The sequence below is a fragment of the Erythrobacter sp. W302b genome, from assembly GCF_046452395.1.
Classification (GTDB): Bacteria; Pseudomonadota; Alphaproteobacteria; order Sphingomonadales; family Sphingomonadaceae; genus Erythrobacter.
Genome location: NZ_JBKFDH010000001.1, coordinates 2,279,994 through 2,304,988, shown reverse-complemented (window position 1 = coordinate 2,304,988; position 24,995 = coordinate 2,279,994). Strand labels below are relative to the sequence as shown.

The 24,995-nt window shown below is 65.7% G+C and carries 30 protein-coding genes and 1 riboswitch; of the genes, 14 read left to right on the top strand and 16 right to left on the bottom strand.

All coding sequences use genetic code 11. The features are described from left to right. Window positions 1–4: 4 nt before the first annotated feature. Together ACLBKT_RS10940 and ACLBKT_RS10935 are read right to left on the bottom strand one after the other, a co-directional pair. Complete coding sequence (locus ACLBKT_RS10940) at window positions 5–256, bottom strand: hypothetical protein (RefSeq protein ID WP_410182947.1); 252 nt, start codon at window positions 254–256, stop codon at window positions 5–7. Further along, the gene (locus ACLBKT_RS10935) at window positions 257–388 is read right to left on the bottom strand and encodes a hypothetical protein (protein ID WP_410182946.1); all 132 of its coding nucleotides are present in this window, start codon (window positions 386–388) and stop codon (window positions 257–259) included. Window positions 389–460: 72 nt separating this feature from the next. After that, a riboswitch (TPP riboswitch) is annotated at window positions 461–570 on the top strand. Window positions 571–611: 41 nt separating this feature from the next. Here ACLBKT_RS10935 and thiC point away from each other — a divergent pair. Next, entirely contained in the window at window positions 612–2,516 is a 1,905-nt protein-coding gene (gene thiC / locus ACLBKT_RS10930; protein WP_410182945.1) for a phosphomethylpyrimidine synthase ThiC, read from the top strand. A gap of 46 nt (window positions 2,517–2,562) precedes the next feature. On the opposite strand, the gene ACLBKT_RS10925 is transcribed toward thiC, so the two are convergent. Then, on the bottom strand, window positions 2,563–2,967 hold the full coding sequence (locus ACLBKT_RS10925; RefSeq protein WP_410182944.1) for a hypothetical protein: 405 nt from the start codon (window positions 2,965–2,967) through the stop codon (window positions 2,563–2,565). Window positions 2,968–3,711: 744 nt separating this feature from the next. Between ACLBKT_RS10925 and ACLBKT_RS10920 the strand changes: the two genes are divergently transcribed. From ACLBKT_RS10920 to ACLBKT_RS10910, 3 genes are all read left to right on the top strand, one after another. Continuing rightward, window positions 3,712–3,921, top strand: coding sequence for a cold-shock protein (locus ACLBKT_RS10920; RefSeq protein ID WP_410182943.1), 210 nt, complete (start codon window positions 3,712–3,714; stop codon window positions 3,919–3,921). Between the two features lie 85 nt (window positions 3,922–4,006). Continuing rightward, window positions 4,007–4,219, top strand: a complete 213-nt coding sequence (locus ACLBKT_RS10915) for a hypothetical protein (protein ID WP_410182942.1) — start codon at window positions 4,007–4,009, stop codon at window positions 4,217–4,219. Window positions 4,220–4,308: 89 nt separating this feature from the next. After that, window positions 4,309–4,662, top strand: coding sequence for an HPF/RaiA family ribosome-associated protein (locus ACLBKT_RS10910; RefSeq protein ID WP_234032070.1), 354 nt, complete (start codon window positions 4,309–4,311; stop codon window positions 4,660–4,662). Between the two features lie 30 nt (window positions 4,663–4,692). Here the strand turns inward: ACLBKT_RS10910 and ACLBKT_RS10905 are convergent, their stop codons facing one another. Together ACLBKT_RS10905 and ACLBKT_RS10900 are read right to left on the bottom strand one after the other, a co-directional pair. Beyond that, window positions 4,693–5,910, bottom strand: a complete 1,218-nt coding sequence (locus tag ACLBKT_RS10905) for a hypothetical protein (protein ID WP_410182941.1) — start codon at window positions 5,908–5,910, stop codon at window positions 4,693–4,695. Window positions 5,911–5,984: 74 nt separating this feature from the next. Then, entirely contained in the window at window positions 5,985–7,220 is a 1,236-nt protein-coding gene (locus ACLBKT_RS10900; protein ID WP_410182940.1) for an FAD-binding domain-containing protein, read from the bottom strand. Between the two features lie 199 nt (window positions 7,221–7,419). On the opposite strand from ACLBKT_RS10900, the gene ACLBKT_RS10895 reads away from it, so the two are divergent. The 3 genes from ACLBKT_RS10895 (at window position 7,420) to ACLBKT_RS10885 (ending at window position 8,972) form a co-directional block, all read left to right on the top strand. Next, complete coding sequence (locus ACLBKT_RS10895) at window positions 7,420–7,989, top strand: fasciclin domain-containing protein (RefSeq protein ID WP_410182939.1); 570 nt, start codon at window positions 7,420–7,422, stop codon at window positions 7,987–7,989. A 111-nt stretch (window positions 7,990–8,100) separates the two neighbouring features. Then, window positions 8,101–8,535, top strand: coding sequence for a COG3650 family protein (locus ACLBKT_RS10890; RefSeq protein ID WP_410182938.1), 435 nt, complete (start codon window positions 8,101–8,103; stop codon window positions 8,533–8,535). A gap of 29 nt (window positions 8,536–8,564) precedes the next feature. Beyond that, window positions 8,565–8,972, top strand: coding sequence for a GFA family protein (locus ACLBKT_RS10885; protein WP_410182937.1), 408 nt, complete (start codon window positions 8,565–8,567; stop codon window positions 8,970–8,972). Window positions 8,973–8,979: 7 nt separating this feature from the next. Here ACLBKT_RS10885 and ACLBKT_RS10880 read toward each other — a convergent pair whose 3' ends face one another. Continuing rightward, entirely contained in the window at window positions 8,980–10,458 is a 1,479-nt protein-coding gene (locus ACLBKT_RS10880; protein WP_410182936.1) for a S41 family peptidase, read from the bottom strand. A gap of 240 nt (window positions 10,459–10,698) precedes the next feature. Between ACLBKT_RS10880 and ACLBKT_RS10875 the strand changes: the two genes are divergently transcribed. Both ACLBKT_RS10875 and ACLBKT_RS10870 read left to right on the top strand, forming a co-directional pair. Further along, window positions 10,699–11,286 (top strand): YbhB/YbcL family Raf kinase inhibitor-like protein, encoded by a 588-nt coding sequence (locus tag ACLBKT_RS10875; protein ID WP_410182935.1) that lies wholly within the window; start codon window positions 10,699–10,701, stop codon window positions 11,284–11,286. Between the two features lie 31 nt (window positions 11,287–11,317). Then, window positions 11,318–11,569, top strand: coding sequence for an SWIB/MDM2 domain-containing protein (locus tag ACLBKT_RS10870; RefSeq protein ID WP_166548186.1), 252 nt, complete (start codon window positions 11,318–11,320; stop codon window positions 11,567–11,569). 40 nt (window positions 11,570–11,609) lie between these two features. On the opposite strand, the gene ACLBKT_RS10865 is transcribed toward ACLBKT_RS10870, so the two are convergent. The 3 genes from ACLBKT_RS10865 to ACLBKT_RS10855 are packed head-to-tail and all read right to left on the bottom strand — an operon-like array spanning window position 11,610 to window position 12,699. Continuing rightward, window positions 11,610–11,843, bottom strand: a complete 234-nt coding sequence (locus tag ACLBKT_RS10865; RefSeq protein ID WP_410182934.1) for a DUF3253 domain-containing protein — start codon at window positions 11,841–11,843, stop codon at window positions 11,610–11,612. Then, window positions 11,840–12,235: a DoxX family protein gene (locus ACLBKT_RS10860; protein WP_410182933.1), complete on the bottom strand. Its 396-nt coding sequence runs from the start codon at window positions 12,233–12,235 to the stop codon at window positions 11,840–11,842. The genes ACLBKT_RS10865 and ACLBKT_RS10860 overlap by 4 nt, the downstream gene beginning before the upstream one ends. Then, a complete protein-coding gene (locus ACLBKT_RS10855; protein ID WP_410182932.1) occupies window positions 12,232–12,699 on the bottom strand; it encodes a cupin domain-containing protein in 468 nt (155 codons plus the stop codon). Before ACLBKT_RS10855 ends, ACLBKT_RS10860 begins: the two co-directional genes overlap by 4 nt. A 64-nt stretch (window positions 12,700–12,763) precedes the next feature. On the opposite strand from ACLBKT_RS10855, the gene ACLBKT_RS10850 reads away from it, so the two are divergent. Then, window positions 12,764–14,062 carry a dipeptidase gene (locus tag ACLBKT_RS10850; protein WP_410182931.1) on the top strand — a complete coding sequence of 433 codons (1,299 nt, stop codon included), beginning with the start codon at window positions 12,764–12,766 and terminating at the stop codon, window positions 14,060–14,062. Here ACLBKT_RS10850 and ACLBKT_RS10845 read toward each other — a convergent pair whose 3' ends face one another. From ACLBKT_RS10845 to ACLBKT_RS10815, 7 genes are all read right to left on the bottom strand, one after another. Then, window positions 14,063–14,224 carry a hypothetical protein gene (locus tag ACLBKT_RS10845; RefSeq protein WP_410182930.1) on the bottom strand — a complete coding sequence of 54 codons (162 nt, stop codon included), beginning with the start codon at window positions 14,222–14,224 and terminating at the stop codon, window positions 14,063–14,065. 84 nt (window positions 14,225–14,308) lie between these two features. Next, a complete protein-coding gene (locus ACLBKT_RS10840; RefSeq protein WP_410182929.1) occupies window positions 14,309–14,632 on the bottom strand; it encodes a hypothetical protein in 324 nt (107 codons plus the stop codon). Window positions 14,633–14,758: 126 nt separating this feature from the next. Beyond that, window positions 14,759–15,595, bottom strand: a complete 837-nt coding sequence (gene dapD / locus ACLBKT_RS10835; protein ID WP_410182928.1) for a 2,3,4,5-tetrahydropyridine-2,6-dicarboxylate N-succinyltransferase — start codon at window positions 15,593–15,595, stop codon at window positions 14,759–14,761. 269 nt (window positions 15,596–15,864) lie between these two features. Further along, window positions 15,865–16,935, bottom strand: a complete 1,071-nt coding sequence (locus tag ACLBKT_RS10830) for a phosphotransferase family protein (RefSeq protein ID WP_410182927.1) — start codon at window positions 16,933–16,935, stop codon at window positions 15,865–15,867. Continuing rightward, complete coding sequence (locus tag ACLBKT_RS10825) at window positions 16,935–18,023, bottom strand: Zn-dependent alcohol dehydrogenase (RefSeq protein ID WP_410182926.1); 1,089 nt, start codon at window positions 18,021–18,023, stop codon at window positions 16,935–16,937. Before ACLBKT_RS10825 ends, ACLBKT_RS10830 begins: the two co-directional genes overlap by 1 nt. A 169-nt stretch (window positions 18,024–18,192) precedes the next feature. After that, on the bottom strand, window positions 18,193–19,530 hold the full coding sequence (locus tag ACLBKT_RS10820; protein ID WP_410182925.1) for an acyl-CoA dehydrogenase family protein: 1,338 nt from the start codon (window positions 19,528–19,530) through the stop codon (window positions 18,193–18,195). 76 nt (window positions 19,531–19,606) lie between these two features. Next, a complete protein-coding gene (locus ACLBKT_RS10815; RefSeq protein WP_410182924.1) occupies window positions 19,607–21,034 on the bottom strand; it encodes an MFS transporter in 1,428 nt (475 codons plus the stop codon). Window positions 21,035–21,255: 221 nt separating this feature from the next. Here ACLBKT_RS10815 and ACLBKT_RS10810 point away from each other — a divergent pair, with 221 nt between their 5' ends. The 4 genes from ACLBKT_RS10810 to ACLBKT_RS10795 all read left to right on the top strand — a co-directional run bounded on the left by ACLBKT_RS10810 (window position 21,256) and on the right by ACLBKT_RS10795 (window position 24,992). Further along, entirely contained in the window at window positions 21,256–22,449 is a 1,194-nt protein-coding gene (locus ACLBKT_RS10810; protein ID WP_410182923.1) for an acyl-CoA dehydrogenase family protein, read from the top strand. 126 nt (window positions 22,450–22,575) lie between these two features. Next, window positions 22,576–23,715, top strand: a complete 1,140-nt coding sequence (locus ACLBKT_RS10805; protein WP_410182922.1) for an acyl-CoA dehydrogenase family protein — start codon at window positions 22,576–22,578, stop codon at window positions 23,713–23,715. Between the two features lie 105 nt (window positions 23,716–23,820). Then, window positions 23,821–24,630 (top strand): SDR family oxidoreductase, encoded by an 810-nt coding sequence (locus tag ACLBKT_RS10800; RefSeq protein WP_410182921.1) that lies wholly within the window; start codon window positions 23,821–23,823, stop codon window positions 24,628–24,630. Window positions 24,631–24,794: 164 nt separating this feature from the next. Continuing rightward, complete coding sequence (locus ACLBKT_RS10795) at window positions 24,795–24,992, top strand: hypothetical protein (RefSeq protein ID WP_410182920.1); 198 nt, start codon at window positions 24,795–24,797, stop codon at window positions 24,990–24,992. Window positions 24,993–24,995: the final 3 nt, after the last annotated feature.

Sequence of the window (24,995 nt, the reverse complement as noted above, 5' to 3'; positions counted from 1 at the left end):
CGCATCAGAGCGGCTGCATCGCCCACTCGGGCGCGGCGAGGCTGGCGGCAAGCGCGAGTGCGATGGCACCGAAGAAGGGCGCGCCGAACCGGGCGAGCCGGACATGGCCATCCACCAGCAGCAGCAGCGCCGCTCCGCCGTTTGAGACGAGGCCCATGATCGCGATCCCTTGCGGGAACTCCGGCCCGCGCCACCACGAGAAGGCGGAGGCATAGCCTACCAGCAGCGCCGCCAGCGCCAGCGCATAGAGCCGCATCTAGCGCATCTGGGGCGGCGCGAGATCCAGCAGCGGTGCGCTGATGCGCGGCGGCAGGACGAGGATCGGCACGACCACGCCGAGCGCGGTGACCACGATCTTGACGGCGAGGATCAGGTCGAACAGTTGCATATTGCAACTGGTATCACAGGGCGTCTCGCGGTTCAAGACCGCTGGCATTGGCCGGGCTTTCGCGCTAGACCGGCCCTATCCCCGGGGAGCCTGCTGAGGCTGAGAGGTGGGCATAAGCACCCCACGACCCGTCGAACCTGAACCGATTAGCATCGGCGGAGGGAGTGGGCTGGTCGCTGTGCCACGGTTCCCGCTCGCTTTCCGCCTTGTGGAGAGAGCAGATATGGCCGACATCAACAGCCCCGTCGAAATTGGCGTCACCACCGGGCCGATCCGTGGCAGCCGCAAGATTTACGTCGGCGCGCGCACCGGCTCCGGCATTCGCGTCGCGATGCGCGAGATCGACCTTGAAGGCGGGGAACCGAGCGTGCGGGTGTATGACACCTCGGGGCCCTACACCGACCCCAGCGCCCATATCGACATCAACGCCGGGTTGCCGCAGCTGCGGCGGGACTGGATCATGGCGCGCGGCGATGTCGAGGATTATCAGGGCCGCGAGGTCAAGCCCGAAGACAATGGCCAGCTCGGCCCCGACCGCTCGGGCGGTGTTCCGCAGTTCCCCAATGCGGTGAAGCGCCCTCTGCGCGCCAAGGCGGGGATGAACGTCAGCCAGATGCACTACGCCCGCAAGGGCATCATCACGCCCGAAATGGAATATGTCGCCGAGCGCGAGAACCTCGGCCGCGAAATCGCCGCCGACATGGTGCGCGACGGGCAGAGCTGGGGCGCGAACATCCCGACCATCATCACGCCCGAATTCGTGCGCGACGAGATTGCGCGCGGCCGCGCGATCATCCCCAACAACATCAACCACCCCGAAAGCGAGCCAATGGCGATCGGGCGCAACTTCCTCGTCAAGATCAACGCCAATATCGGCAACTCCGCCGTCGCCTCGAATGTGGCGAGCGAAGTCGACAAGATGGTGTGGGCGACCCGCTGGGGCGCGGACACGATCATGGACCTCTCCACGGGCCGCAACATTCACGACACCCGCGAATGGATCATCCGCAACTCCGCCGTCCCGGTCGGCACCGTGCCGATCTATCAGGCGCTGGAAAAGGTCGGCGGGATCGCCGAGGAGCTGACGTGGGAGATCTTCCGCGACACGCTGATCGAGCAGGCCGAGCAGGGCGTCGACTACTTCACGATCCATGCGGGCGTGCGACTCGCCTATGTCCCGATGGCGGCCAAGCGCGTCACCGGGATCGTCAGCCGCGGCGGCTCGATCATGGCGAAGTGGTGCCTCGCCCACCACAAGGAGAGCTTCCTCTACGAGCACTTCGACGAGATCACCGAGATCATGAAGGCCTATGACATCGCCTACAGCCTCGGCGATGGCCTGCGCCCCGGCTCGATCGCGGATGCCAATGACGAAGCGCAATTCTCCGAACTCTACACCCTGGGCGAGCTGACCCACCGCGCCTGGGCGCAGGATGTGCAGGTGATGATCGAAGGGCCGGGCCACGTGCCCATGCACAAGATCAAGGAGAACATGGAAAAGCAGCTGCAGGTCTGCGGTGAGGCGCCGTTCTACACCCTCGGCCCGCTCGTGACCGACATCGCGCCGGGCTATGACCACATCACCAGCGGCATCGGTGCCGCGCAGATCGGGTGGTATGGCACCGCGATGCTCTGCTACGTCACCCCCAAGGAGCATCTCGGCCTGCCCGACCGGGACGATGTGAAGGTCGGCGTGATCACCTACAAGCTGGCCGCCCACGCCGCGGACCTCGCCAAGGGCCACCCGGCCGCGCAGGTGCGCGACAATGCGCTCTCCAAGGCCCGCTTCGAATTCCGCTGGCGCGACCAATTCAACCTCAGCTTGGACCCCGAAACCGCCGAGCAATATCACGACCAGACGCTCCCGGCGGAAGGCGCGAAGTCGGCGCATTTCTGCTCGATGTGCGGGCCGAAGTTCTGCTCGATGCAGATCAGCCAGGACGTGCGCGACTTTGCGGCGAAGCAGAACTCCAGCCCCGAAAGCTTCCTCGCCTCGGAAAAGCTGGGCGCTGACACCGCCGAGGCCAGCCGTCAGGCCGCGCTCAAAGGCATGGAGGAAATGAGCCGCCGCTATAACGAAGGCGGCCGCGAACTCTACGTCGGCGCAGGCGGGCGCGAGCACGATTGATCCGGCCCCGCCCCTCCTTCTCGCCGGGGGAGGGGCGGCGCGGCCCTCAGCGCTGCGCCTCAGCGCGCGCGCCGCGCCAGATCAGCAGCACCAGCGCAGTGATGATGAACAGCGCGAAGCCCGACAGCATCCACGGGTTGATGAACCACCGCTCCCCCCATTCGAACGTGCCGCCCGAAATCTTCGCCCAGCCCATGAAGTGCTGCGCGCCCGCGACCTGCAAGCCGAACACCGCCAGCACCGCCGCCCCATAGCGCGCCAGCCAATGCCCATACCACGGCAGCAGCAGGATCAGCCCGAGCAGCCCGATCACACTGCGCTGCACCCGGCAATAGGGGCACTGATAGACAATCTCCGCCAGATCCACCCCCCAGGTCACCCCGCTCAGCACAATGGCCGCAAGGCCGACAAGCACGCGGTAACGCAGCAACAGATCAGGCAGGTGAGCCATGACGCGGGATCCCTTCACGCAAATGATGCCCGCGGTGTTAGCGGCACAGGCGCGCGCGGCAAAGGGGGAGAGGGAGCGTATTCCTCCCCTGCAAGGGGAGGGGGACCACCGAAGGTGGTGGAGGGGCGGGCGAGGCTGAGCCGAAGGGGTCGCGCGTCGCGGCACCGGGTCAGGGTTTCACGCAGAGGCGCGGAGGGAAGGGAGGCGCGGAGGGGGCGTGCCGAGCTTTGTCAGTCGTCCTGGGCCATTTTCTCGCCAAGCCGCAGCGCCGCGTCGCGCCCTTCTTCTCCCCTCCCCAAGGGGAGGGGGCAGGGGGTGGGGGCACCACGGCGCGCGGGCAACGCAAGGGATCTGCCGCCGAACCCCCATCCCCAACCCGTTGACGCTGCGCGTCAGCTTCGCTTCCCCCAAGGGGAAGGGGCTTTCCGATCCTCCCCGCGACGTTGCGCTTGTTCTTCCCGCAGGAGCGATCCCGCAGGGATCGAAACGCACCGGGGATGGCCGCGCGGAGGGGTGGTCGCACCACAAGGAACGCCTCGATTAGGAGAAACCCCCTTTGTGTGCTACACCCTCCCCGCTGACGTCGAAATTTGCGACGGACTTCGAAATTTGCGCTCCGCCGCCTGGCCCTTTGGCCCCCGGCGTAAACCAGACGACGACTTCCTTTCATCGGACGATACGACGCACGACCCTGCGCGCATGTTGCGGGCAGGCACTTGACTTTGTTCTTGAAAGGAACACCCCATGAGCAAGACCGGAACCGTGAAGTTCTTCAACACCGACAAGGGCTATGGCTTCATCCAGCCCGACGATGGTTCGTCGGACAGCTTCGTCCACATCACGGCCGTGCAGGCTGCCGGCATGCACACCCTCGAAAAGGATCAGCGTCTGAGCTTCGATCTCGAGCGCGGGCGTAACGGCAAGGAAAGCGCCGTGAACCTGGCGGCAGCCTGATCTGACGACCGGCGGCAGGGCGCTGTGTGCGCCCTGCCTGCCACCACAGAGTCCCGCCTACCCCCTCCCATGGCAGGAGCGCCTGATGGCCCAGACCTACGAATTCTACTGCGAACGTGCCGATGAAGCCGCTGCCCTTGCCGGCAAGGCCACGCTGGACAACGTGCGTGAGCGCGAGTTGCGGTCGGAGAAGACCTGGCGCGGCCTCGCGGAACAGGCGCGCAAGACCGCCGAAGAGCGCGTCAAGGCTGACCGCGTCCGGGCTGAAAAGCGCGCGAGCGATCATCTCCTGTCCTGAACACTTCGCCTGATTCCGCTGGAAAGCCGGATCGGCGCTTCCCATATTCTTTTTGGGCAACAGGACACTGAAGCCAAGGAGAGACAGCCATGACCACCATGCAGTTCCAGTTCAATACCGACAGTTCGGTGATGGGCACGCAGAACGTCGCCGAACGGATCGAGGCGCAAGTGCGCAAGCGGCTGGAACGCTTTGCTGACAGGCTGACGCGGATCGAGGTCCATGTCTCGGACGTCAATGGCCGCAAGCATGGCGCGGATGACAAGCATTGCACCATCGAAGCGCGGCCGCGCGGCAGTCGCCCGATTGGCGTGACCGGCAAGGCGTCCGATGTCGACGCGGCAGCCCGGATCGCGGCCAACACGATGGCGGAGCGGCTGGAGCGCGTGCTCGGCCGGGCGCAGCGTCACCGCCACGATCCTTCACCCGACAAGATGATCTGATCCTGCGCAGATTTGGGCGCAGGCGCGGGGTTAACCCTCCTTGCGCCCGAACACCCGTGATCGCAGACCGCGTCCGGTCAGCCCGGGAAGACCCGGCTGGCTGGGCGTCGGCGCGATGACCCGCGTGGGCGTCGGCGGTTGCGGCGGGGGAGGCGCCTCGCCTTCGCCCGCCTTGCGCACTTCAAAGCGGCCGCCAATCCCCTCGGCCAGCTTGCGCTTCTCGAACCACGCATTGGCAAGCGCCATGCGTTCGTCCTGCCCTTCCGGCATGATGTCGACCGGGAAGGCGCGGTCATCGAAGGCATTGGCGTCCGGCACGTGTTCGGGTGCGACGAAGCCATACTCGCGGTGCTTCAATGGTACGAGTTCGTAGAACGGCACATCGGCAGGCTCCGGCGAAGCATAGCCGATATTCGCGCCCGCATCATGGTGCAGGACGCGATAGGACAGGCTGCGATCCTCGGGCCCGAAGGTGTCGCCATCGGGGATGACATAGCCGTTCGGCATGGTCGCAACCCGCAGGAAGGCGAAGACCGTTTCGAGATTGGCGGCCCAGGGCAGGACATTGGGCTGAACAATAACCTCGCGCCCCAGCCAATGGCGAGCGCCGAAGGTGCGGATGCCGACCCTTGCGCTCTCGCCCGGCGCGGCGGTCGGGCCGAACAGGTAGGGGTGGATGTGAAGCGGCCCCGGCGCGTCATTGCCCGCCGCGATCCGATCAAACAGTTCGCCACTGAGCAGGGTGTCGGATTGGGTCCAGTGCACGGCCAGCGGCATCGCATGATCAACCGCGATCCGGGTGATCAGCGCGAGGACGGCGAGCCGCCGCTCGAATTGCGACTGGCTTGCGCCCGATCGCTGCCGGCCAATTGCCTCGAACATCGCGGCAATCTCGGGGTTTTCCTCGACGCCGCCCATCACCCCGTGAGAGACCTCAAGCAGGATGTGGCTGTCACAGCGCGCGATCCGTTCGCGAATGTCGGGGGTGAGGATGCCGGTGTAGAAGGATGACAGCGCCGGTTGGAACACCTGCGCATTGGCAGGGCGGTCGCAATATTCGAAGGTCACCATCAGCTCTTCGGTGGCATCGAACAGGCGGTAGAACAGGCCCGGATTGTTCTCCGACAGATGGAAGCTGACGCTGGAACGAATCCCCTCGATCCGCACGAAATCGCGCATGATCGCTTCCAGATCGTGGATTCTCCGGTCGAACAGCAGCGCGGCTTGGAGGCGGTTGGGATAGAGCATGGCGCGTGGAGGCCCCGGCGTGGACAAAGACCCGCAAACCCTATCCCTGCAAGGTTAATTCCACGTTGAAGCCGCTATGCGCCGCCCGTGATCCCGCATTCGGCGAGCACATTATCGATCGCCTTGGCCACGCCGAAGAACCCGGCCTTGGCCAGGGGCCAGGTCGCGCGGTCGAGATCGCCGAGGATGGTGACGACCCGGCCCTGTCCGGCCAGCGGTGCGATGTCAGGCATCAGCGCGTCGCGCGTCCAGCCGGTGGGGAGATAAGAGACGGCGATGCGCGCCACACCGGCTTCGGCCAGCAGCGGCGCCAGCGGATCACCCGCGCGCCATTCGGTCGCAGGGCAGCCGAAGGCGGTGGCCGCTTCGGCCATGCCGCTTGCCACCGCGCCATCGGCAAAGTCCGATGCCAGCTCCCCGACTGCGCCGGGGGAGCGGGCAGCGGGACGCGCCGCGCCGATCACCAGCGCGGGCACGGCGGGCAGGGCCAGCGGGGCGTGATGCGCCGCCTCGTCATGCAGCAGCAGCGCGAAGGGTGCGCCAAGGTCGCCTGCGCTGACAGGCGCGGGCAGATCGAGCTTTTGCCGCCCGTAGTCCTGCGGTTCGGACAGCGGCTCGGCATCCGCGGCCAACCCATCGGCTGCCAGCGCGCCGCCGGGCCGACCGCTGGTGTAGCGCGCGATATTGTCCGCCCGCGCGAGATAATGCTTGCCCTTGGTGTGCAACCCCGCGACCCAGCGCCACGAAAGCGTGTTCGACGCCGCATCGCCATCCATAAGGTGCCTAAGGAAGAAGTCCGCGCCCAGCCGCCAATCGAGCTTCAGCGTGAAAATCCAGATGCTGGCGAACCACATTCGCGCGTGGTTATGGAGGTAGCCGGTCGTGACCAGCTCCTGCGCCCAGGCATCGAAGGCTGCGATCCCGGTGCGGCCCTCGGTCGCCTCGGCATAGGCGCGTTGCAGCCCGGCATTGCGTGCCACCGCGGCAAGAGCACCATCGCGGCCCGTGCAATAATCGTCCCAGATCGCCGGGCGCTGCTCGAGATAGCCTTTGAAGTAGATCCGCCAGAACACTTCGGCGATGAATTTCTCGGCCGCGCGCGGGCTGTGCTGGCCGAGGACCGCTGCGAGCACTTCGGCCTCGCCCAGCACCCCGGCGTGCAGCCAGGGCGACAATTCGCTTACATTGCTGCGCCCGCCGCTTGCGGGGCCATCATCGGCATTGCGGGTTTCGGCGTAGCGTCGGCCGGCAGCGGGAAGGAACTCGGTGAGGCGGGCAAGGGCGGCCGCACGGGTAGGGTTTGGTGTCATCGAGGGGGCAACCCGGTGATCCGGTCATGGTTCCAGACGAGCGGAGCCCGAACGCCCCGGAGCATGGAACATCCGCCCCATCGCCGGACTCGTAGATCCATCAGGCCACGTCGCTTTCGCACCGCGCCTGTTTGCCTCGGATCCCCTCCTATATCCGGGCACCCCCCCTGGCCGTTTGGCCCCAATTGAGGAATGCCTTATGAAGATCATCAATATGACGTTCGCTTCGGTTGCCGCGCTGGCGCTGGTCGCCTGTGCCAGCGAAGCCCCTGCCGAAGATACCGCCGCCGATACGACCGCTGTTGCCGATGACGCCACGGGTGTCGGCACGATTGTCGAAGTGGCGCAGGGCGATAACGCCTTCTCGACGCTGGTGACCGCTGTGACCGCAGCCGATCTGGGCGCGACCCTTTCCGGCACCGGGCCGTTCACCGTGTTCGCACCGACCAATGATGCCTTTGCCAAGCTGCCCGCCGGCACCGTGGAAAAGCTGACGACGGATGACAAGGAAACGCTGAAGTCGATCCTCACCTACCACGTCGTCCCGGGCACAATTGATGCGGCGACGCTGACCAATGCCATCACCCAGGCGGGCGATGAAGGCTACACCATCACCACCGTCCAGGGCGCCACGCTCAATGCCAAGGTCGTCGATGGCGGCGTGGTGCTGACCGATGCGGCTGGCAACACCGCCAAGGTCACGGCGACCGACGTGGCGGCGTCCAACGGTGTGATCCATGTGATCGATACCGTGCTGATGCCGAAGTAAGCCTGACCGCTTGCATCGCAGCCTGAAAGAGGGCGGGCACCGTGCGAGCGGCGCCCGCCCTTTGCTTGTGCCCTCGCCGCAGTTAAGCTGCCGCCCGAAAGGAGCCCTGCCATGCTCGCCACCCATTCCCGCACGGCGCTGTGCCTGCTGCTCGCTGCTGCTGCCGCCTGCACCCCTGCCGCTGACGGGATCGACCCTCAGGGCAAGACCTTCGATGCCGTGACGCCCGAGGACGCCGTGACCCTCACCGGGACCGAGCCGTTCTGGACGCTCGCGATTGCCGCAGGCGAGGGCGTCTGGACCACCCCCGACAATCAGCCCGGCACCCGGTTTGCGGTGCAGCGCTTTGCCGGGAACAACGGCCTCGGCTTTTCCGGCGAGCTCGATGGCAAGCCGCTAACCGCCACACTCACGCCGGGCGCATGCAGCGATGGGATGAGCGATCGGCGCTTCCCCTTCGTTGCCACTATCGCTTTGGGCGGGGAGACATTCAAAGGCTGCGGCTATACCACCCGTCAGCCATTCACCGGCGAGGAAGCGCCCTAAGCGCTCAGAGATAGGGGGAGAGACACGCCATGACCATCACCGGAGGCTGCCTGTGCGGCGCGGTGCGCTACACCTGCGAGAGCGATCCGCTGCTCTGCGTCACCTGCCATTGCAAGAACTGCCAGCGGCAGGCGGGCAGCGCGCTGTCGGTGATCATCGGCGTGCCCGAAGGCGCGGTGGCGTTCGAGGGCGAGCTCACCACCTACAACGATACCGGCGACAGCGGCGCGACCGTCCGGCGGCAGTTCTGCGGCACTTGCGGATCGCCCGTGTTTACCCGGGTCGATAGCCCGCCGGGGATGATGTTCATCAAGGCCGGCACGCTGGATGATACCAGCATCCTCAAGCCTGCCTTCCATTGCTATGCCAAGAGCAAGCAGGACTGGGTCGATCTGGGCGAAATTCCCAGCTTCGAAACCGTGCCTCAGGGGCTCTAGGCTGACGTCAATATAGCCCCGGCAATTCGCGCTGCGCGGCGTTGGGGCGATGCGGCTGAAGCATCTCGCGCTCGGGCAGGCCCAGGCCCTGACGGGCGCTCTGCCCCTGTTGCAACCCGCTGGTCGTGGCACTGGAGGTGATCGGGGTGCAGGCCCGCCCGCCGAGGAAATCGAGCGCGGCCGCGATCGAGGCTTCGCGCGGGTCGCCCAAGGGGCGGGTGATATCATCCCCTGCGCGGCAGGTATTGGGCATCACGCTGGCAAGGCCGCTGTAATACTCGCCCTGATTGTTTGCGTTGACCGTCTGGAAGGCCACCGCCCGCACCCGCAGGTCGCAGGCCGCCAGATCAAACCCGAACTGACCGACCGGCTTGCCGAAGGAATTGGCCCCCACCAGCGCCGAGTTGTTGCCGAGGTAGGGGATCAGCGAATTGGCGACGATCTCGCTCGCCGAAGCGCTCGCCCCGGTGGTGATGATCGCAATCCGGGTGGGCGCAATGGCGGTGGCTTCCGTGCGGAAGGTGCGGGTCTCGTTTTCGGCAGCCTTGGAAGGGCGCAGCACCGTGCGGCTCCAGACCTGCCCGACCCGGCCGCCCCCCATCAGATCGCCCATCGTATCCGCCACATCGACCAACCCGCCGCCATTGTAGCGGAAGTCGAGAATCAGCTCGGTCACACCTTGGGCCGCGAATTGGCCGTAAGCGGCACGCAGCTGGTTGGATGCGTCGGCGATGATGAATGTGCGCAGGTTGAGATAGCCAACCTTCTTGCCCCCATCATTCAGGATCACCGCGCCATACCGGTTGGACACGGGATCAAGCGCAAAGTCGGTTTTCGTGATGCTGCGCTCGATCACCGTGCCATCGGGCTGGGTGAAGCGCAGCACGCGGGTGGTGCCCTGCGTTGACGGGCCGAGCGCATTGGCAACATTTTGCGCACCCCCGCTGGCGAACAGGCTGGAGACGGTTTGGAGGGTGGCGCTGCTGGTGCCGATCGCGGTGATTTCGGAGCCCCGGTCAAGCCCGGCGGCAAGCCCGCTGGCGCCTTCATAGGCTTCGACCACGAACAGGCGGCGATTGGCCGTGTCGTAGGACAGACGGATACCGAAGCCCGCGGATGATCCCGAATTGATCAGGGCGTTTTCCTCGGCAATCGAGGTCGCGAAGGTAAAGAAGCGGTCACGGTTCTGCGCCCGGGCCGGGGCCACGCGGGCGTCGAGATAGTCATCGAGATTGTTGAATGCAGCCGGGTTGGCGTTCGCGAGAAGATCGGGGAACAGGTACCATTCGTTGAGCACCTGATCGGCGAAATCCTGCTGCGCGCGCAGGCCGCAAGCCGATGGCGTGGGTGTCGGGGAAGGGGATGGGGTGGGCGTGCCGCCGCCCCCGCCGCCGGTTGCAGGTGGGGTGGATGATCCACCGCCGCCTCCGCAGGCGACCAGACTGACGGAAAGCAAAAGGCTGAGTGCGGTGCGACCGAACGTCATAAGGCTTTGCAACTCCACAAGGAAATTCGGAACGAGGGGCATGCCCGACACGCGGAGGATGCATTGGCGCGGCGCGGAGAGCAAGAACCACAGGCGCAAAAAAGCGCCAACGTGGGAAAAACCGTGACCTTTTTGCCTGCATTCGCACGGTTTTCCTCAGAAACCGGCAAAAACTGACTTGCGCAGTCTCGTATCGCGCATCCGAACGGACTAGCACGTGGGCAAGGAACTGACAGAATCATGACGGAATTTCCCGCCTGGCTTGCACCCCATGTGCCCGCATCTGCGCGTCATCCCGGCCTCGCCATCGCGAAGCTGGGTTCGGCGCAGGCTTTTGCGCGCGGCGGGTTTGCACTCACCAGCCCCGCGTTCAACGCAGGCGAGCCGCTCGACCCGAGCTTCACCGCAACCGAGGAAGATGCCGTAGCTCCGCCGCTGGAATGGAGCGCGCCGCCGCCGGGTTCGCAGGAACTGGTGCTGGTGGTCGAAGAAGCGTCAACCACCAATGCGGAACCGACCTGCCACTGGCTGGTCTGGGGGTTGAAAGGCCAGCGCGGCAAGCTGCTGGAAGGCGAAACCCCGCCGCGCACGGGCAAGAACGCCGTCGGCAATTCCGAATGGCTGCTGCCCGACCCGCCCGAGGGCGAGACGCGCCAATACGTGTTTCAACTGTTCGCGACCGACTTGCCGCTGGTGCTGATGCCCGGCGCAGGACGAGCGGAACTGCTTGCATCACTGCAAGGGTCGATTACGGCCTGCGCAGTGCTCCATGCCACCTTTACCGGCGGCGGGGACGATGATGCAGGCTGGGATGATGATGATATCTGATTAACCTGCCACTTACATAAGGGAGTAGATGATGGCTGGATCGACCAATGCATTGCAGAAGCCGGTGACGCTTTCGGGTGATCTCGAAGCGGTGATCGGCAAGGGCCCGATGACCCGCGCCCAGGTGACTTCGAAGGTGTGGGAATACATCAAGGCCAATGGCCTGCAGGACACCACCGACAAGCGTCAGATCAATCCCGACGCCAAGCTTGGCGCGGTGATCGGCAAGGACCAGATCTCGATGTTCAAGATGACCGCTGCGGTCAGCAAGCACCTGAGCTAAGCGGCGCAGCGCCCTCGCGGCGCCTTGCCTCTGGCACAAATCAGCGGCGCGCGATCCGATAGGGTCCGCGCCGCTTTTGCATGGGAGCGCCCTTCCATGAGAGGGAGACCGCGCCCGCCTCGGCCAGCTGGTCGGTGGCGGCATGGACAGCGGCCAGCTCGGCGCGCCAGTCTCCCTGCGGCCCGGCGAGGCGGCGCGCGGCTTCGCTCGGACAGATGGTCGCGCCGTCGGCCCGCTCGGCGAGCAGGGTGAGGATCGCGTCCGCGGGCGTCATGGCTTGCGGCGCAGCGGCCAGCACTCGCCGACCCACAGCGCGAGCCAGATGATGACCGGCTGCGCGAACATGCGCGGCACGTGATAGGCGAGGCCGAGCCCGCCATCGGGGCGGGCCATGTCCATCGCGAAGTGGTTGATGTTGGCCGGCCACACGCACAGCGCATAGAGCGCCAGTCCCCATCCCGCCGCCTGCCGCAGTCTGCGCGAGAATGGCTGCACCAACCCGATCGCGCCGAGGATCTCCGCCACGCCGGTCCACAGCACCACGGCTTCGGGTAAAGGCACCCAGGCCGGGGTGATGGTGAGGAAGGGCGCGGGATTGGTGAGATGGATCACGCCGGCAAAGGCGTAAAACGTGGCGAGCAGCCAGCGCAGGACGACGCGGATCAAGCGCCCGGCTCCCAGCCCGGTGGAGCCAGCGCGAAGCCCGCAAAGTCGAACCCCGGCACCACCACGCAGGAGACGAGGCTATAGCCAAAGCGCGGCTCACCAGTGGAGCGTGCCGCTTGCCATTCGCCCGGAGCGACGAGCCCCTGCAACTGCTGCCCCGCGCTGATATCACTGCCGAGGATCACGGAACGCACCGGCCCCGCTTCATCGGCGGCGAGGCGCAGCTCGAGCGGATCGCCCGCCTGCCACAGCCACAGCTCGGTGGCATCGACCGTGTGCCAGTGTGATGCCTCGCCAGCGCGCAGCAGGAAGATGATCGCGGTGCCGCTGGCGCGTGTGTCCGGCCCCGGTTCGCCACGCCCCGCGGCGGAGGCCGCACCACGCCACGTTTCGCGATACCACCCGCCTTCGAGGTGAGCGGTCAGGCCCAATTGTTCGATCAGTTCTGCCGCGCTATCACTCATGCCGATGTCCTTGCCTGCCCCCATCTCCGGTGGTGCAGGCGCTCTAGCTTCGGGAGCCTGCCCCATGCAACGTTTCGCGCCTTCTCGCCTCGCCCTTGCGGCGGCGCTCCTGCTGGCAGCGCCTGCCACGGCGCAAAAGGTCAGCGAGGAACAGGCGGTGGCGACCGCCACCGCGGCGCTGGAGGCCGCGCCGGTGTTCGACGGGCACAATGACGCCCCCGGTCAGCTGCGTTCGCGCCAGAACAACCAGATCAACGCTTTCGATTTCGCCGATACCATGGACGAACATGATCACGTGGGCGGTGACGATGGCGCGATGCACACCGATCTCAACCGGCTGAAGCAGGGCAAGGTCGGCGCGCAGTTCTGGTCGGTCTATGTGCCGCACAACACCAACGAGGCGGCGGCGGTGCAGCAGACCATCGAGCAGATCGATGTCACCAAGCGCCTTATCGCCAAGAACCCCGATACCATGCGCTACGCCCTCACCGCCGATGAGGTCGAAACCGCGATGCGCGATGGCAAGATCGCCTCACTGCTGGGGATGGAAGGCGGCTATTCGATCGGATCGAACCTCGGTGTGCTGCGCCAGTTCCATGCGATGGGCGCGCGCTACATGACGCTGACCCACAATTTCAACATCCCCTGGGCGGATGCGGCGACCGATGCGCCCAAGCATGACGGGCTGACCGATTTCGGCAAGGATGTGGTGCGCGAGATGAACCGGCTGGGGATGCTGGTCGATCTCAGCCATGTCAGCGAAGCGACCATGATGGACGCGCTCGACGTGGCGCGGGCGCCGGTGATCTTCAGCCACTCGGGCGCTCGGGCGGTCACGCCGCACCCGCGCAACGTGCCCGATACCGTGCTCGCCCGCCTGCCCGAAAACGGCGGGGTGGTAATGGTGGTTGCACTGCCGCGCTTCATCAATGAAAAGGTGCGCCAGTGGGACGCCCGGCGCGCGGGCGTGATCGCTCAGGCGCGGGTCGAGCATCTCGGCAACCCCGCGGCAGCGGCCATGGCGGTGGAGGCGTGGGTGGCCGCCAATCCCGAGCCCAAGGCCCGGATCGCCGATGTCGCCGACCATATCGACCACATCCGCGCCGTGGCGGGCGTCGAGCATATCGGGATCGGCGGCGATTATGACGGCATGCCGATCGGGCCGGAGGGCATGGAGGATGTCAGCGGCTACCCCGCGCTGTTCACCGAACTCGCGCGGCGCGGCTATTCGCAGGCGGAGCTGGAGATGATCGCCAGCCGCAACGCCTTGCGGGTGATGCGCGCCGCCGAAGCCTATGCGGCGCAGGTGGCGAGCGAGCCGCCGATCGAAACGCTGATCAACCCGCCCGCCAAACCGGAATGATCAATGCGCCATGCGGGCGAGGGCGGGGATGATCCAGACCAGGCTCATCGCGATCACCGCAAAGCCGAGGCTGAAGCCCAGCACATAGCGCAGGCCCGTGTTGCTGACCGCGCCGCGCGCGGCCTCGTCATTGATACGGATGCCTTCATTTGAATCGGCCATCATTGCTCTCCCCGTGCTTGATTGACGCTAGGGAAACATCTTCCGTAGCGTCAATCAAGTCAAGCGGAGGCAATTGGTTCCCGGTCAGTCCGCGTTGGGCGCAATCCCCTGAGCGCCGGGACCGGGGGTTTGCGTGCGCTCGTTGGTACCGGGCGCGACCAGATCGGCCTGTTCTGCCAGGTCTTGGCTCGCTTCGGGTTGAGCCTCGGACTGCGCTTCGATCCGGCCCGTGGTGGTGCCCTGGCTTTCGACATCGTCCTGCGTCAGCGCGCCGGTCACCCAGATCAGGGTCAGCGCGATGATGGCGAGGCTGAGGCTGATGAGCAGCACCCAGCGCACCACGCCTTCGTTGCTGCCGCCCTTGGCATCGGTTTCGTCAATCCGCTCGTCGCGGTCGTGCTGCGGCATGGGGTATCTCCTACATGATGTGTAGGCGTGCACTATCGCGTAAGACCCCTGATTGTTTCATCGCCGAGGGGTCGCATCATCAAGAAAGGCGGCGGCAGGGCGCGCCGCGCCGCCCGCCCACCGCGATCAATCGCGCAGCAATTCGTTGATGCCGGTCTTGGAGCGGGTCTGCGCGTCCACGGTCTTGACGATCACCGCGCAGTAGAGGCTCGGGCCCATCGTGCCATCGGGCAGGGGCTTCCCGGGCATCGAGCCGGGGACGACCACCGCATAGGGCGGCACTTCGCCCATGTAGACCTTGCCGGTCGCACGGTCGACGATCTTGGTCGAGGCGCCGAGATAGACGCCCATCGACAGCACCGCGCCTTCGCCCACGCGCACGCCTTCGGCCACTTCGGCCCGGGCACCGATAAAGGCGTTGTCGCCAATGATCACGGGTTCAGCCTGAAGCGGCTCAAGCACGCCGCCGATCCCGGCCCCGCCCGAAATGTGGACATTGGCCCCGATTTGCGCGCAGGAGCCGACGGTCGCCCAGGTGTCGATCATCGTGTTCTCGCCAACGTAAGCGCCGATGTTGACGAAGCTCGGCATCAGCACCACGCCCTTGGAGATGTGCGCGCCGCGCCGCACCACCGCGCCGGGCACCACGCGGAAGCCCGCCTCACGGAAGCGCTTTTCACCCCAACCGGCAAACTTCAATGGCACCTTGTCGAACGCCGCTTCGCCCGCCGCGCCGCCTTCCATCACGCGGTTGTCGTTGAGGCGGAAGCTGAGAAGCACTGCCTTTTTGAGCCACTGGTTGACCTGCCAGCCGCCCTTGCCATCGGGCTCAGCCACGCGGGCTTCGCCGCTATCGAGCAGGGCCAGCGCATCGGCGACCGCATGGCGTACGTCATGTCCTGGCGTGATGTCGGCCCGGTTTTCCCAAGCGGCTTCGATGGCGGCGATCAGGTCAGCACTCATGCACGGGTCTCCAAGAAACAGCCCCAACCCCGTTCGTCCTGAGCTCGTCGAAGGACTGTCCTGTTCAGGACCGGCGCCGGAAGGCAAGTGCAGCCCTTCGTCAAGCTCAGGGCGAACGGAAGTGGATCGGAAATCGGCCTCGCCGTAGCCGCGCCGCGCGCTGGCGGCAAGCGCCCGCTGCACGCGAATTGGGCACGCATACGTAACTCACACAGGCCTGCCCAGTTTTTCAGCACGCCGGCCCGCAAGCGACTGCGCGTGGGAACAGCTCAGGGATCCATTCCCGCAGCAATGGCGAACTCGTAAGCCCGCTCTGCCAGCGGGCGTACCCGTTCGCTCATCGCCTGCGCATGGGCGCTGGAAGCAGTGCCGTCGATCACGCGCTTCTTGATGCCCTGCATGATCCCGGCGAGGCGGAACAGGTTATAGGCGAAATACCAATCCATCGGCGGCACGGGGAAGCCGGTGCGCGCCACATAACGCTCCACCGCTTCATCTTGCGAGGGAATGCCGAGCGCCTCGATATCCAGCCCCAGCAGCCCCGCGCGGCCATCGGCGGGGTTATGCCAGTTGAGCATCAGGTAGCTGAAATCGGCAATCGGATCGCCCAGCGTCGACAGCTCCCAATCGAGCACCGCGATGATCTTCGGCTCGGTTTTGTGGAAGATCACATTGTCGAGCCGGTAGTCGCCATGCACCACGGACGAGCCATGCTGCGGCGGAATGGTCTGCGGCAGCCATTCGATGAGGCGCTCCATTTCCGGCATCAGCTCGGTTTCGGACAGCTTGTACTGCTTGGTCCAGCGGGCGATCTGGCGCGCGCAATAATCGGTCGGCTTGCCATAGTCGCCCATGCCGATCTTGTCGGGTTCGCGCAGGTGCAGCTCGGCCATGGTGTCGATCAGCGCGTGGTAATGCGCGCGGCGCTCCTCCGGCGAAAGGCCGGGCAGCGCGCCGTTCCACAGCGAGCGGCCATCGGCCATGCTCATCACGAAGAACTTGGAGCCGATCACCTCGGGGTCTTCGCACAGGCCATAGGTGCGCGGCACGGGGAAGCCGGTGGGATAGAGGCCCGTCATCGCCGCATATTCGCGGCCGACCGCATGGGCCGACGGGAGCAGCTTGCCGAAGGGCTGGCGGCGCAAAACGTAGGAGGCGCCGGGGGTGTCGATCCGGTAGGTCGGGTTCGACTGGCCGCCCTTGAACTTGGTGTAGCTGATCGGGCCTGCGAAGCCTTCGACATGGGCTTCGAACCATGCGGTGAGGCTGGCAAGGTCGAGCGCGTCCTTCTCGGTCACTTCGACCGTGCCGACCATTTCCGTGTCGAAATCAATATCCATCAGTCAAACACCACCACCGTGCGCGCAGAGTGCCCGGCGCGCATCGTGTTGAAGCCTTCGTTCACCTGATCGAGCGTGATCCGCTCGGCGATGATCGTGTCGAGATCGAGCAACCCGCGCAGGTAGAAGTCGACAAGGCGCGGCAGATCGACCGGGAAGTGGTTCATCCCCATGATCGCGCCCATCAGCTTCTTGCCGCCGAGCAGATCCATCGCGCCGAGGCCGACCTTGCAGTCGAGTGGCATCATGCCGAGGATCACCGCCGTGCCACCGCGCTTGAGCGAAGCGACCGCCAGATCGGCGGAAGCCTGACGGCCCACCGCCTCGATCCCCCAATCGACCCCGCCGCCCGCAATCGCGATGATCTGCTTGGCGGCATCGTCGGCCAGCGCGTCGACCGTGTGGGTCGCGCCCAGCACCTTCGCCAGTTCGCGCTTTTCGGGGAGCGGGTCGGCGGCGATGATCTTGCTGGCCCCTGCGATCTTGGCAGCGTTGATCACCGCGAGGCCTACCCCGCCGCAGCCGACCACCAGCACGGTTTCGCCCGGGGTGACCTTGCAGGCGTTGAAGATCGTCCCCGCGCCGGTCGTCACCGCACAGCCGAGCAGAGCGGCGCGGTCGAACGGCATGTCCTTGTCGATGGAAACGCAGGCGTGTTCATGGATCAGCATCTGCTCGGACAGGGCCGAGAGGTTGAGCATCTGGTTCACCGGGGCGCCGTCGATGAAGCTGATGCGTGCGCCGTCGCCCTTCTGGCGGCGGGTGTCCCCGCCAAGGCACAGCGCCATGCGGCCCGTGACGCAGAACTCGCAATGCCCGCAGAAGGCCGAAAGGCAGGAGACCACATGATCGCCGGGCTTCACGGTGCGCACCTCGCTCCCCACCGCGCGCACGATCCCCGCCGCCTCATGCCCCGGAATCGCGGGCAGGGCGTGGGGGTAATGCCCGTCGATGAAATGCAGGTCCGAATGGCACAGCCCGCAGGCCTTGGTGTCGATCAGGACCTCGTGCGGGCCGGGCTCGGCATAGGTGACGTCGGCGATGCGAAGGCCCTGGCCGGGGGCTTCGAGAATGGCGGCTTTTGCCAATGATGTTCTCCCTGTTCCGCCCTCCTCGTGAGAGGAGGGCCGCGAGACTAGGCCCGGACTTGATCCGGGCCTAGTCGCAGCGGGGTGGTGCCTTGCGGCACGCGCGAGTGCCTTCGGCCCGCGCCACCACCCCCCGACCCCCTCCTCTGAAGAGGAGGGGGAGGTTCGCTTAACGCGCCACGCCCATGTCGCCCGAGCTGAAGCTCTGGCCGTCATTGGCCGCGCGCCCGTGGTTGCCGCGCAAGGCATTCGCCGTCGGGCCGGGGACCGGCGCGTGCTTGGCGAACTCCATGTGCGCGATCGAGCGGGCGTGGACCTCGTCCGGTCCATCCGCCAGACGCAGGGTGCGCTGGTGGGCATAGGCCTCGGCAAGGCCGTAATCCGCCGAAACCCCGCCGCCGCCGTGCGCCTGGATCGCATCGTCGATGATCTTGAGCGCCATGTTCGGCGCCTGCACCTTGATCATCGCGATTTCCTGCTTCGCCGCCTTGTTGCCGACCTTGTCCATCATGTCGGCCGCCTTGAGGCAGAGCAGGCGGGTCATGTCGATATCGATGCGGGCGCGCGCCACGCGCTCTTCCCAGACCGAGTGCTTGTAGACCGGCTTGCCGAACGCCTCGCGCTCCTGCAAGCGGCGGCACATCTTGGCGAGCGCCTCTTCGGCGACGCCGATGGTGCGCATGCAGTGGTGGATGCGGCCCGGCCCGAGGCGGCCCTGCGCGATCTCAAACCCGCGCCCTTCGCCGAGCAGCATGTTCGAGACGGGGACGCGCACGTTGACCATCTCGACTTCCATGTGCCCGTGCGGGGCATCGTCATAGCCGAAGACGGGCAGGTGCCGGATGATGTTCACGCCGGGGCTGTCGATCGGCATCAGCACCATCGATTGCTGCGCGTGACGCTGGGCCGAGAAATCGGTCTTGCCCATCACGATCGCGACCTTGCAGCGCGGATCGCCGAGGCCGCTCGACCACCACTTGCGCCCGTTGATCACGTAATGATCGCCGTCGCGCTCGATCCGGGTCTCGATGTTCGTGGCGTCGGAGGAGGCGGTGTAGGGCTCGGTCATCAGGAAGGCCGAACGGATCTCGCCGTTCATCAGCGGGCGGAGCCACTCTTCCTTCTGCTCGCGCGTGCCGTAGCGGTGGAACACCTCCATATTGCCGGTATCGGGCGCGGAGCAGTTGAACACCTCGCTCGCCCAGCCGATGCGGCCCATTTCCTCGGCGCACAGCGCATATTCGAGGTTGGTGAGGCCCGGACCCTCGAAATCGAAGGTGTCGTCGACATGGTGGTGGCTGTCATTGCGCGGCGGCATGAACAGGTTCCAGATGCCCGCCGCCTTGGCCTTGGCCTTGGTCTCCTCGACGATCGGGATCACCTTCCAGCGATCACCCTCGGCGTCCTGCGCCTTGTAGACATGATGATTGGGGCGCACGTGCGTCTCGATGAAATCGCGCACGCGGTCACGCCAATAGGCCTGCCTTTCGGTGGGTTCGAAATCCATGGGGGGTTCCTCTCGTCCTTGTTCGAAATCGACTCTTGGGTTGACCGTGGCAGAGCCTTGTCCGCCAGCCAAGCTCTCATTTGTGCGGCGGAGCCCCTGTGGCAAGGGCACGCTCACCCGATATCCGCGCGGCGATGCGCGCTTCGTGATCGGCGCGGGTGATCGGGAAGCGGGCGAGCCAGAACGCCGCTGTCAGCGCCAGCACAGCGGTCACCAACAGGTAGGCCAACGCCAGATTGGCGACCACATCGGGGGCGACGGCGGCCTGTGCGGTGCCGGGTTCAAGCCCGATGGTTTCGACAATCAGACTGGTGAGCAGAATGCCCCCGCCCGTCGCTGACTTCTGGATCAGCCAGTTGCCGGCGTAGAAGGTGCCTTCCGCGCGCTTTCCGGTGCGCTCCTCGAAGGCCTCGACAATCTCGGCCACCATCGACGTTGCCGAAATGATCGACACAACCCCCGCCGTATTGGCGGTCACCATGAAGGCCATGAACAGGATGGTCGAAAGCGCTCCGCCGGTCTCCGGCCAGAAGCCGACAAGGTAGAGGACATAGGGCGTCCCGGCGATGGCAAGCGCAGCCAAAGCGCCGCCCGCGCCGCTCAACGGCTTGCCAAAGCGGCGGTGCAGCGGGCCGACCAGCAGGAACATCGCCACCACCGACAGGCCCAGTGCCAGCGGGTAGAGCTTGAACGCCAGCTCGCTGAACTGCCACACATAACGGATGACATAGAGCGTGATCGAGAGCGTCACGCCCTGACTGATATAGGCGGCCAGAGCACCGAACGCGAAGATCACGAAGGCACGCTCGCGGAAGGCGTCGAAGATGTCGGCAAAGGCCAGCCGCAGCGAGAACGGCGGCGGGGCCGTGTCGGGCAGGCGCGCGACATAGGGGTGTTGTCCGGCAGCCGATCCGATCACCGAAACCAGCATCACCACCGCGCCGACCATGCCGAACACGGCATAGCCATCAGGTTGCAATTGCGATTCCGGGGTCGGCAGGAACACGGTGAAGGCCAGCACGGACATTGTCAGCCCGCCAACCCAGCCTGACAGGAAACGGTAGCGGAACAGCGTGGTGCGCTCGACATAATCGGCAGTGATTTCGGGCACCATGCTGATCGAGGGCACCTCGCAGGCTGACAGCAGCAGCCGCACGCCAACCGCCAGCATGACGATCTCCCAATAGGTCGGAACGCCCGTGAAAGGCGGCGACCACAGCAGCGCCCACATCAGCGCCAGCGGGATGGGGGCGAGATAGAGCCACGGCAGGCGGCGGCCCCAGCGGGTATAGGTGCGGTCGGACAAGTGCCCGATCAGCGGATCGGCCAGCGCATCGACCACCAGCGCCGTCGCCAGCGCCGCGCCGACGATCCCGGCATCCACCCCCAGAACAAGGTTGTAGAACGGCAAAAGGAAGAACGAAAAGCCGCCGTCCTTCACGCCGAAGGCGACCGCGCCGAACCCGTGCATCAGTTTGAGCCGCCACGGCAGCGGCCCTGTCATCGTGCTCATCCGTGCCTGTCCCAAGGGTCAGGCAAACCGCCGAATCCGGCCAATTTCTCTCTCCTACTTCGGTTTCGAACCTAGACCGATTGCGCCGGTCGTCAATCGCGTCCGGTCTGACGCTACGGCATGGCGGACCCTGCGATGAGCCCTTGCGAGGGCCCTTCAAATGCCACTAACGTAAGCGTCAAGTGAGAGACACGAGAGAGGAGACTCGGCCGATGGCTGATCTGGAGACATTCCGCAGCGAAACCCGCGCATGGCTGGAGGCGAACTGTCCGGCGGAGATGCGCGAGCCCGTGCGTGACGAAAGCGATATCTATTGGGGCGGCCGCCGGGCCACCTTCAAGAACGATGCGCAGAAGGCGTGGCTCGAGGCCTGCGTCGCCAAGGGCTACACCGTGCCGGCATGGCCCAAGGAATATGGCGGCGCGGGGCTTTCCCCGGCCGAAGCCAAGGTGCTGCGCGAGGAAATGGGCCGCATCAACGCGCGCCCGCCGCTCTCGTCCTTCGGCATCTGGATGCTCGGCCCGGCGCTGCTGCATTTCGGCACCGAGGGCCAGAAGCAGCGCTTCCTCAATGAAATCGCGCGCGGGGAAATCCGCTGGTGCCAGGGCTATTCGGAGCCGGGCTCGGGCAGCGACCTCGTGAGCCTTCAGACCTTCGGCGAGGACAAGGGCGATCACTGGATCGTCAACGGCCAGAAGATCTGGACGAGTTACGCCGATCAGGCCGACTGGATCTTCTGCCTCGTCCGCACCGACAAGAACGACAAGTACAAGGGCATCACCTTCATGCTCTACGACATGGCGAGCGAAGGGGTGTCGACCAAGCCGATCCTGCTGATCAGCGGCTCTTCGCCCTTCTGCGAAACCTTCTTCGACAACGTGAAGGTGCCCAAGTCCTATGGCGAGGATTGCCCGGCCTATGTGGGGCAGATCAACCGCGGCTGGGATGTCGCCAAGTACCTGCTCGGCCATGAGCGCGAGATGATCTCGGGCGCGGATGGCGGCGAGCGGCAGGCGGCAATCGGCGCGGCGATGAAGCGACATTCGGCCAAGCTCGGCGATGAGCTTGACCCGGTGCTGCGCGCCGAGCTGGCGATGTTCGATGTCGACGCGCTGGCCTATGCCGCGATGGGTGAGAAGTTCCTCGACGAGATCAAGGTCGGCAAGGCGCACCCCGCGCAGCCCAACATGATGAAATATGCCGGGACCGAGCTCAACAAGCGCCGGCATGAGCTGATGATGGCGGTCGGCGGTTCGCGCAGCCTGGAATGGGACAGCGAGGAAACCGAAGGCGGCAAGCCGTCGCGCAGCTGGCTGCGGACCAAGGCGAACTCGATCGAGGGCGGCACGAGCGAGGTGATGCTCAACGTAATCGCCAAGCGCATCCTCGATCTGCCGGGGGCGTGATTTAGAACGAGAACCACCCCGTCCCGGGCTTGACCCGGGACCCCGCTGCCTTTGCTCCATCGGCGAGATAGCGGGGCCCCGGGTCAAGCCCGGAGCGGGGGTGACGAATTTGGAGAGGGAAAACCAATGCCCCTGTATCACAACGAAGATCAGGCGATGCTCGCCGACACCGCGCGCGGGTTCATCGCCGAGGAAGGCAATATCGCCAAGCAGCTGCGCCACTGGCGCGACCGCAACTGTAAGGACGGCTTCGGCCATGGCCTGTGGAAGCAGATGGCCGAAATGGGCTTCACCGGGATGCTGGTGGACGAGGCCAACGGCGGGCTCGGCATGGGCCATGTCGAAGCGGGGATCGTGCTCGAGGAAATCGGCCGCAATCTGACGCCCTCGCCGTTCCTGACCTCATCCGTGCTGGCCGCGACCGCGCTGAAGCACGGCTCGGACGATATGAAGGGCCGCTACCTGCCGGGCTTGATCGCGGGCGACAGTGTCTTCGCGGTCGCCATCGACGAGACGGCCAAGCACCGCCCCAGCCGTATCACGACCCGCGCCGAAAGGTCGGGGAACGGGTTCAAGCTGTCGGGCGCCAAGAGCTTTGTCATTCATGGCGGTAGCGCCGACATGATCGTGGTCGCTGCGCGCACGTCGGGATCGGACGAGGACACCGACGGGATCACCCTCTTCGCGGTGCCCAAGGATGCTGCCGGGTTGTCGCATGATCATGTGCGCCTGGTTGACAGTTCGATGGCGACTCATACGCGTCTCGATAGTGTCGAATTGGACGGCGATGCGGTGATCGGCGAGATCGACGGCGGGCGCGCTGTGCTCGATGCGATGCTGATGGCAGGCCGGGTCGGCGCGGCGGCGGAAGGCGTCGGCGTCGCCCGGGGCGCGATGGACATGACCGTTGATTACCTCAAGCAGCGCAAGCAGTTCGGGAAGCTGATCGGCGAGTTCCAGGCGCTCCAGCACCGCGCCAGCCACCTCTATTCCGAAGTCGAAATCGCCCGCGCCGCGACCATCAAGGCGCAGCAATTGCTCGATGCAGGGGCCCCGAGCGCCGATCTGATGGCCAGCGTCGCCAAGGCCAAGGTTGCGAAGACCGCGCGACTTGCGGTGCAGGAAGGCGTCCAGATGCACGGCGGCATCGGCATGACCGACGAATACGACATCGGCCTCTACATGAAGCGCGACCGCGCTTTGGCGGAGTTCCTCGGCGATGCCTATTTCCACGCCAACCGCGTGGCGGAATTGAGCGGGTATTGATCATGCCCCCGCCCCGGGCTTGACCCGGGGCCCCGCTATTCTACCGCGGCGGGCAAGAAGTGAGCGGGATCCCGGGTCAAGCCCGGGAAGACGGAGAGATTCGAAATGGACATTCAATCACTTTTCAGCCTCGAAGGCCGCGTCGCCCTTGTCACCGGCGGGAGTCGCGGGATCGGCAAAATGTTCGTCGAGGGCCTGCTCGCGGCGGGCTGCGCGCGGGTCTATATCTCGGCGCGCAAGCGTGACCAGATGCAGGACACCATCGACCAGTTTGGCGCGGACCGGGTGATCGGTATCCCCGCCGATCTCAGCCAGATGGACGGCATGGTCAGCCTCGCCAATGAACTGAAGGCGCGCGAGAGCCATCTCGACATCCTCATCAACAATGCGGGCGCGGCGTGGGGTCAGCCTTATCTCGAATTTTCGGAAGCCGGCTGGCACCGCACGATGGATTTGAACGTCAAGACCCCGTTCTTCCTGACCCAAAAGCTGCACGATCTGCTGGTCGCTGGCGGCAAGCAGGGCCATCCGGCCAAGGTGATCCACGTCTCCTCGATCGACGGGCAGCGGATCAACCCGTGGGAGACCTATGCCTATCAGGCGTCGAAGGCGGCGGTGATCCAGCTTACCCGGCGCATGGCGGCGCGGCTGATCCAGGACAATATCGTGGTGTCCTCCATCGCGCCCGGCGCTTTCCCGTCGGAGATGAACAAGGCCGCCAAGGACGCGCCCGACGCCAGCGCTTCGGGTATCCCGGCCAAGCGCATCGGCACCGCCGAAGACATGGCCGCCGCCGCGATCTACCTGTGCAGCCGCGCGGGCGATTATGTGGTGGGCGAAACGCTGACGGTCGATGGCGGCGTCGTCAACGCCCACCTCCCAAGCCACTTCGCCGATCCTTCGGGCGGACACTGAGCCACCCTTCAGCGCCGGGCACGGGGGCCGGGGGAGCGATCCTCCGGCCCTTCTAATTCGGCGTCGGCTATACTAGAATAGAGCGGGCCGCGCTGCGTGACGGCACGGTTGGTATTCGGGACCGTGGATGCAGTGTGCACAGTCCGACTGAGCGGAGACCACCCATGGCCACAGTACCCACGCCCACGCCTGATACGGTCGAACCCACCGCGCCGCCGGTGGAAACGCCGCCGCAGCCCAGCGAGCCATTTCCGCCCACGCCCGACGAAACCGAACCCACGCCGCCCGATATCGACGAGCCCGGTCGCGGTCCCGACGAAGTTCCGCCGGAATCTCCCGGCGTCAGCGACCCGGATCAGTAGGCC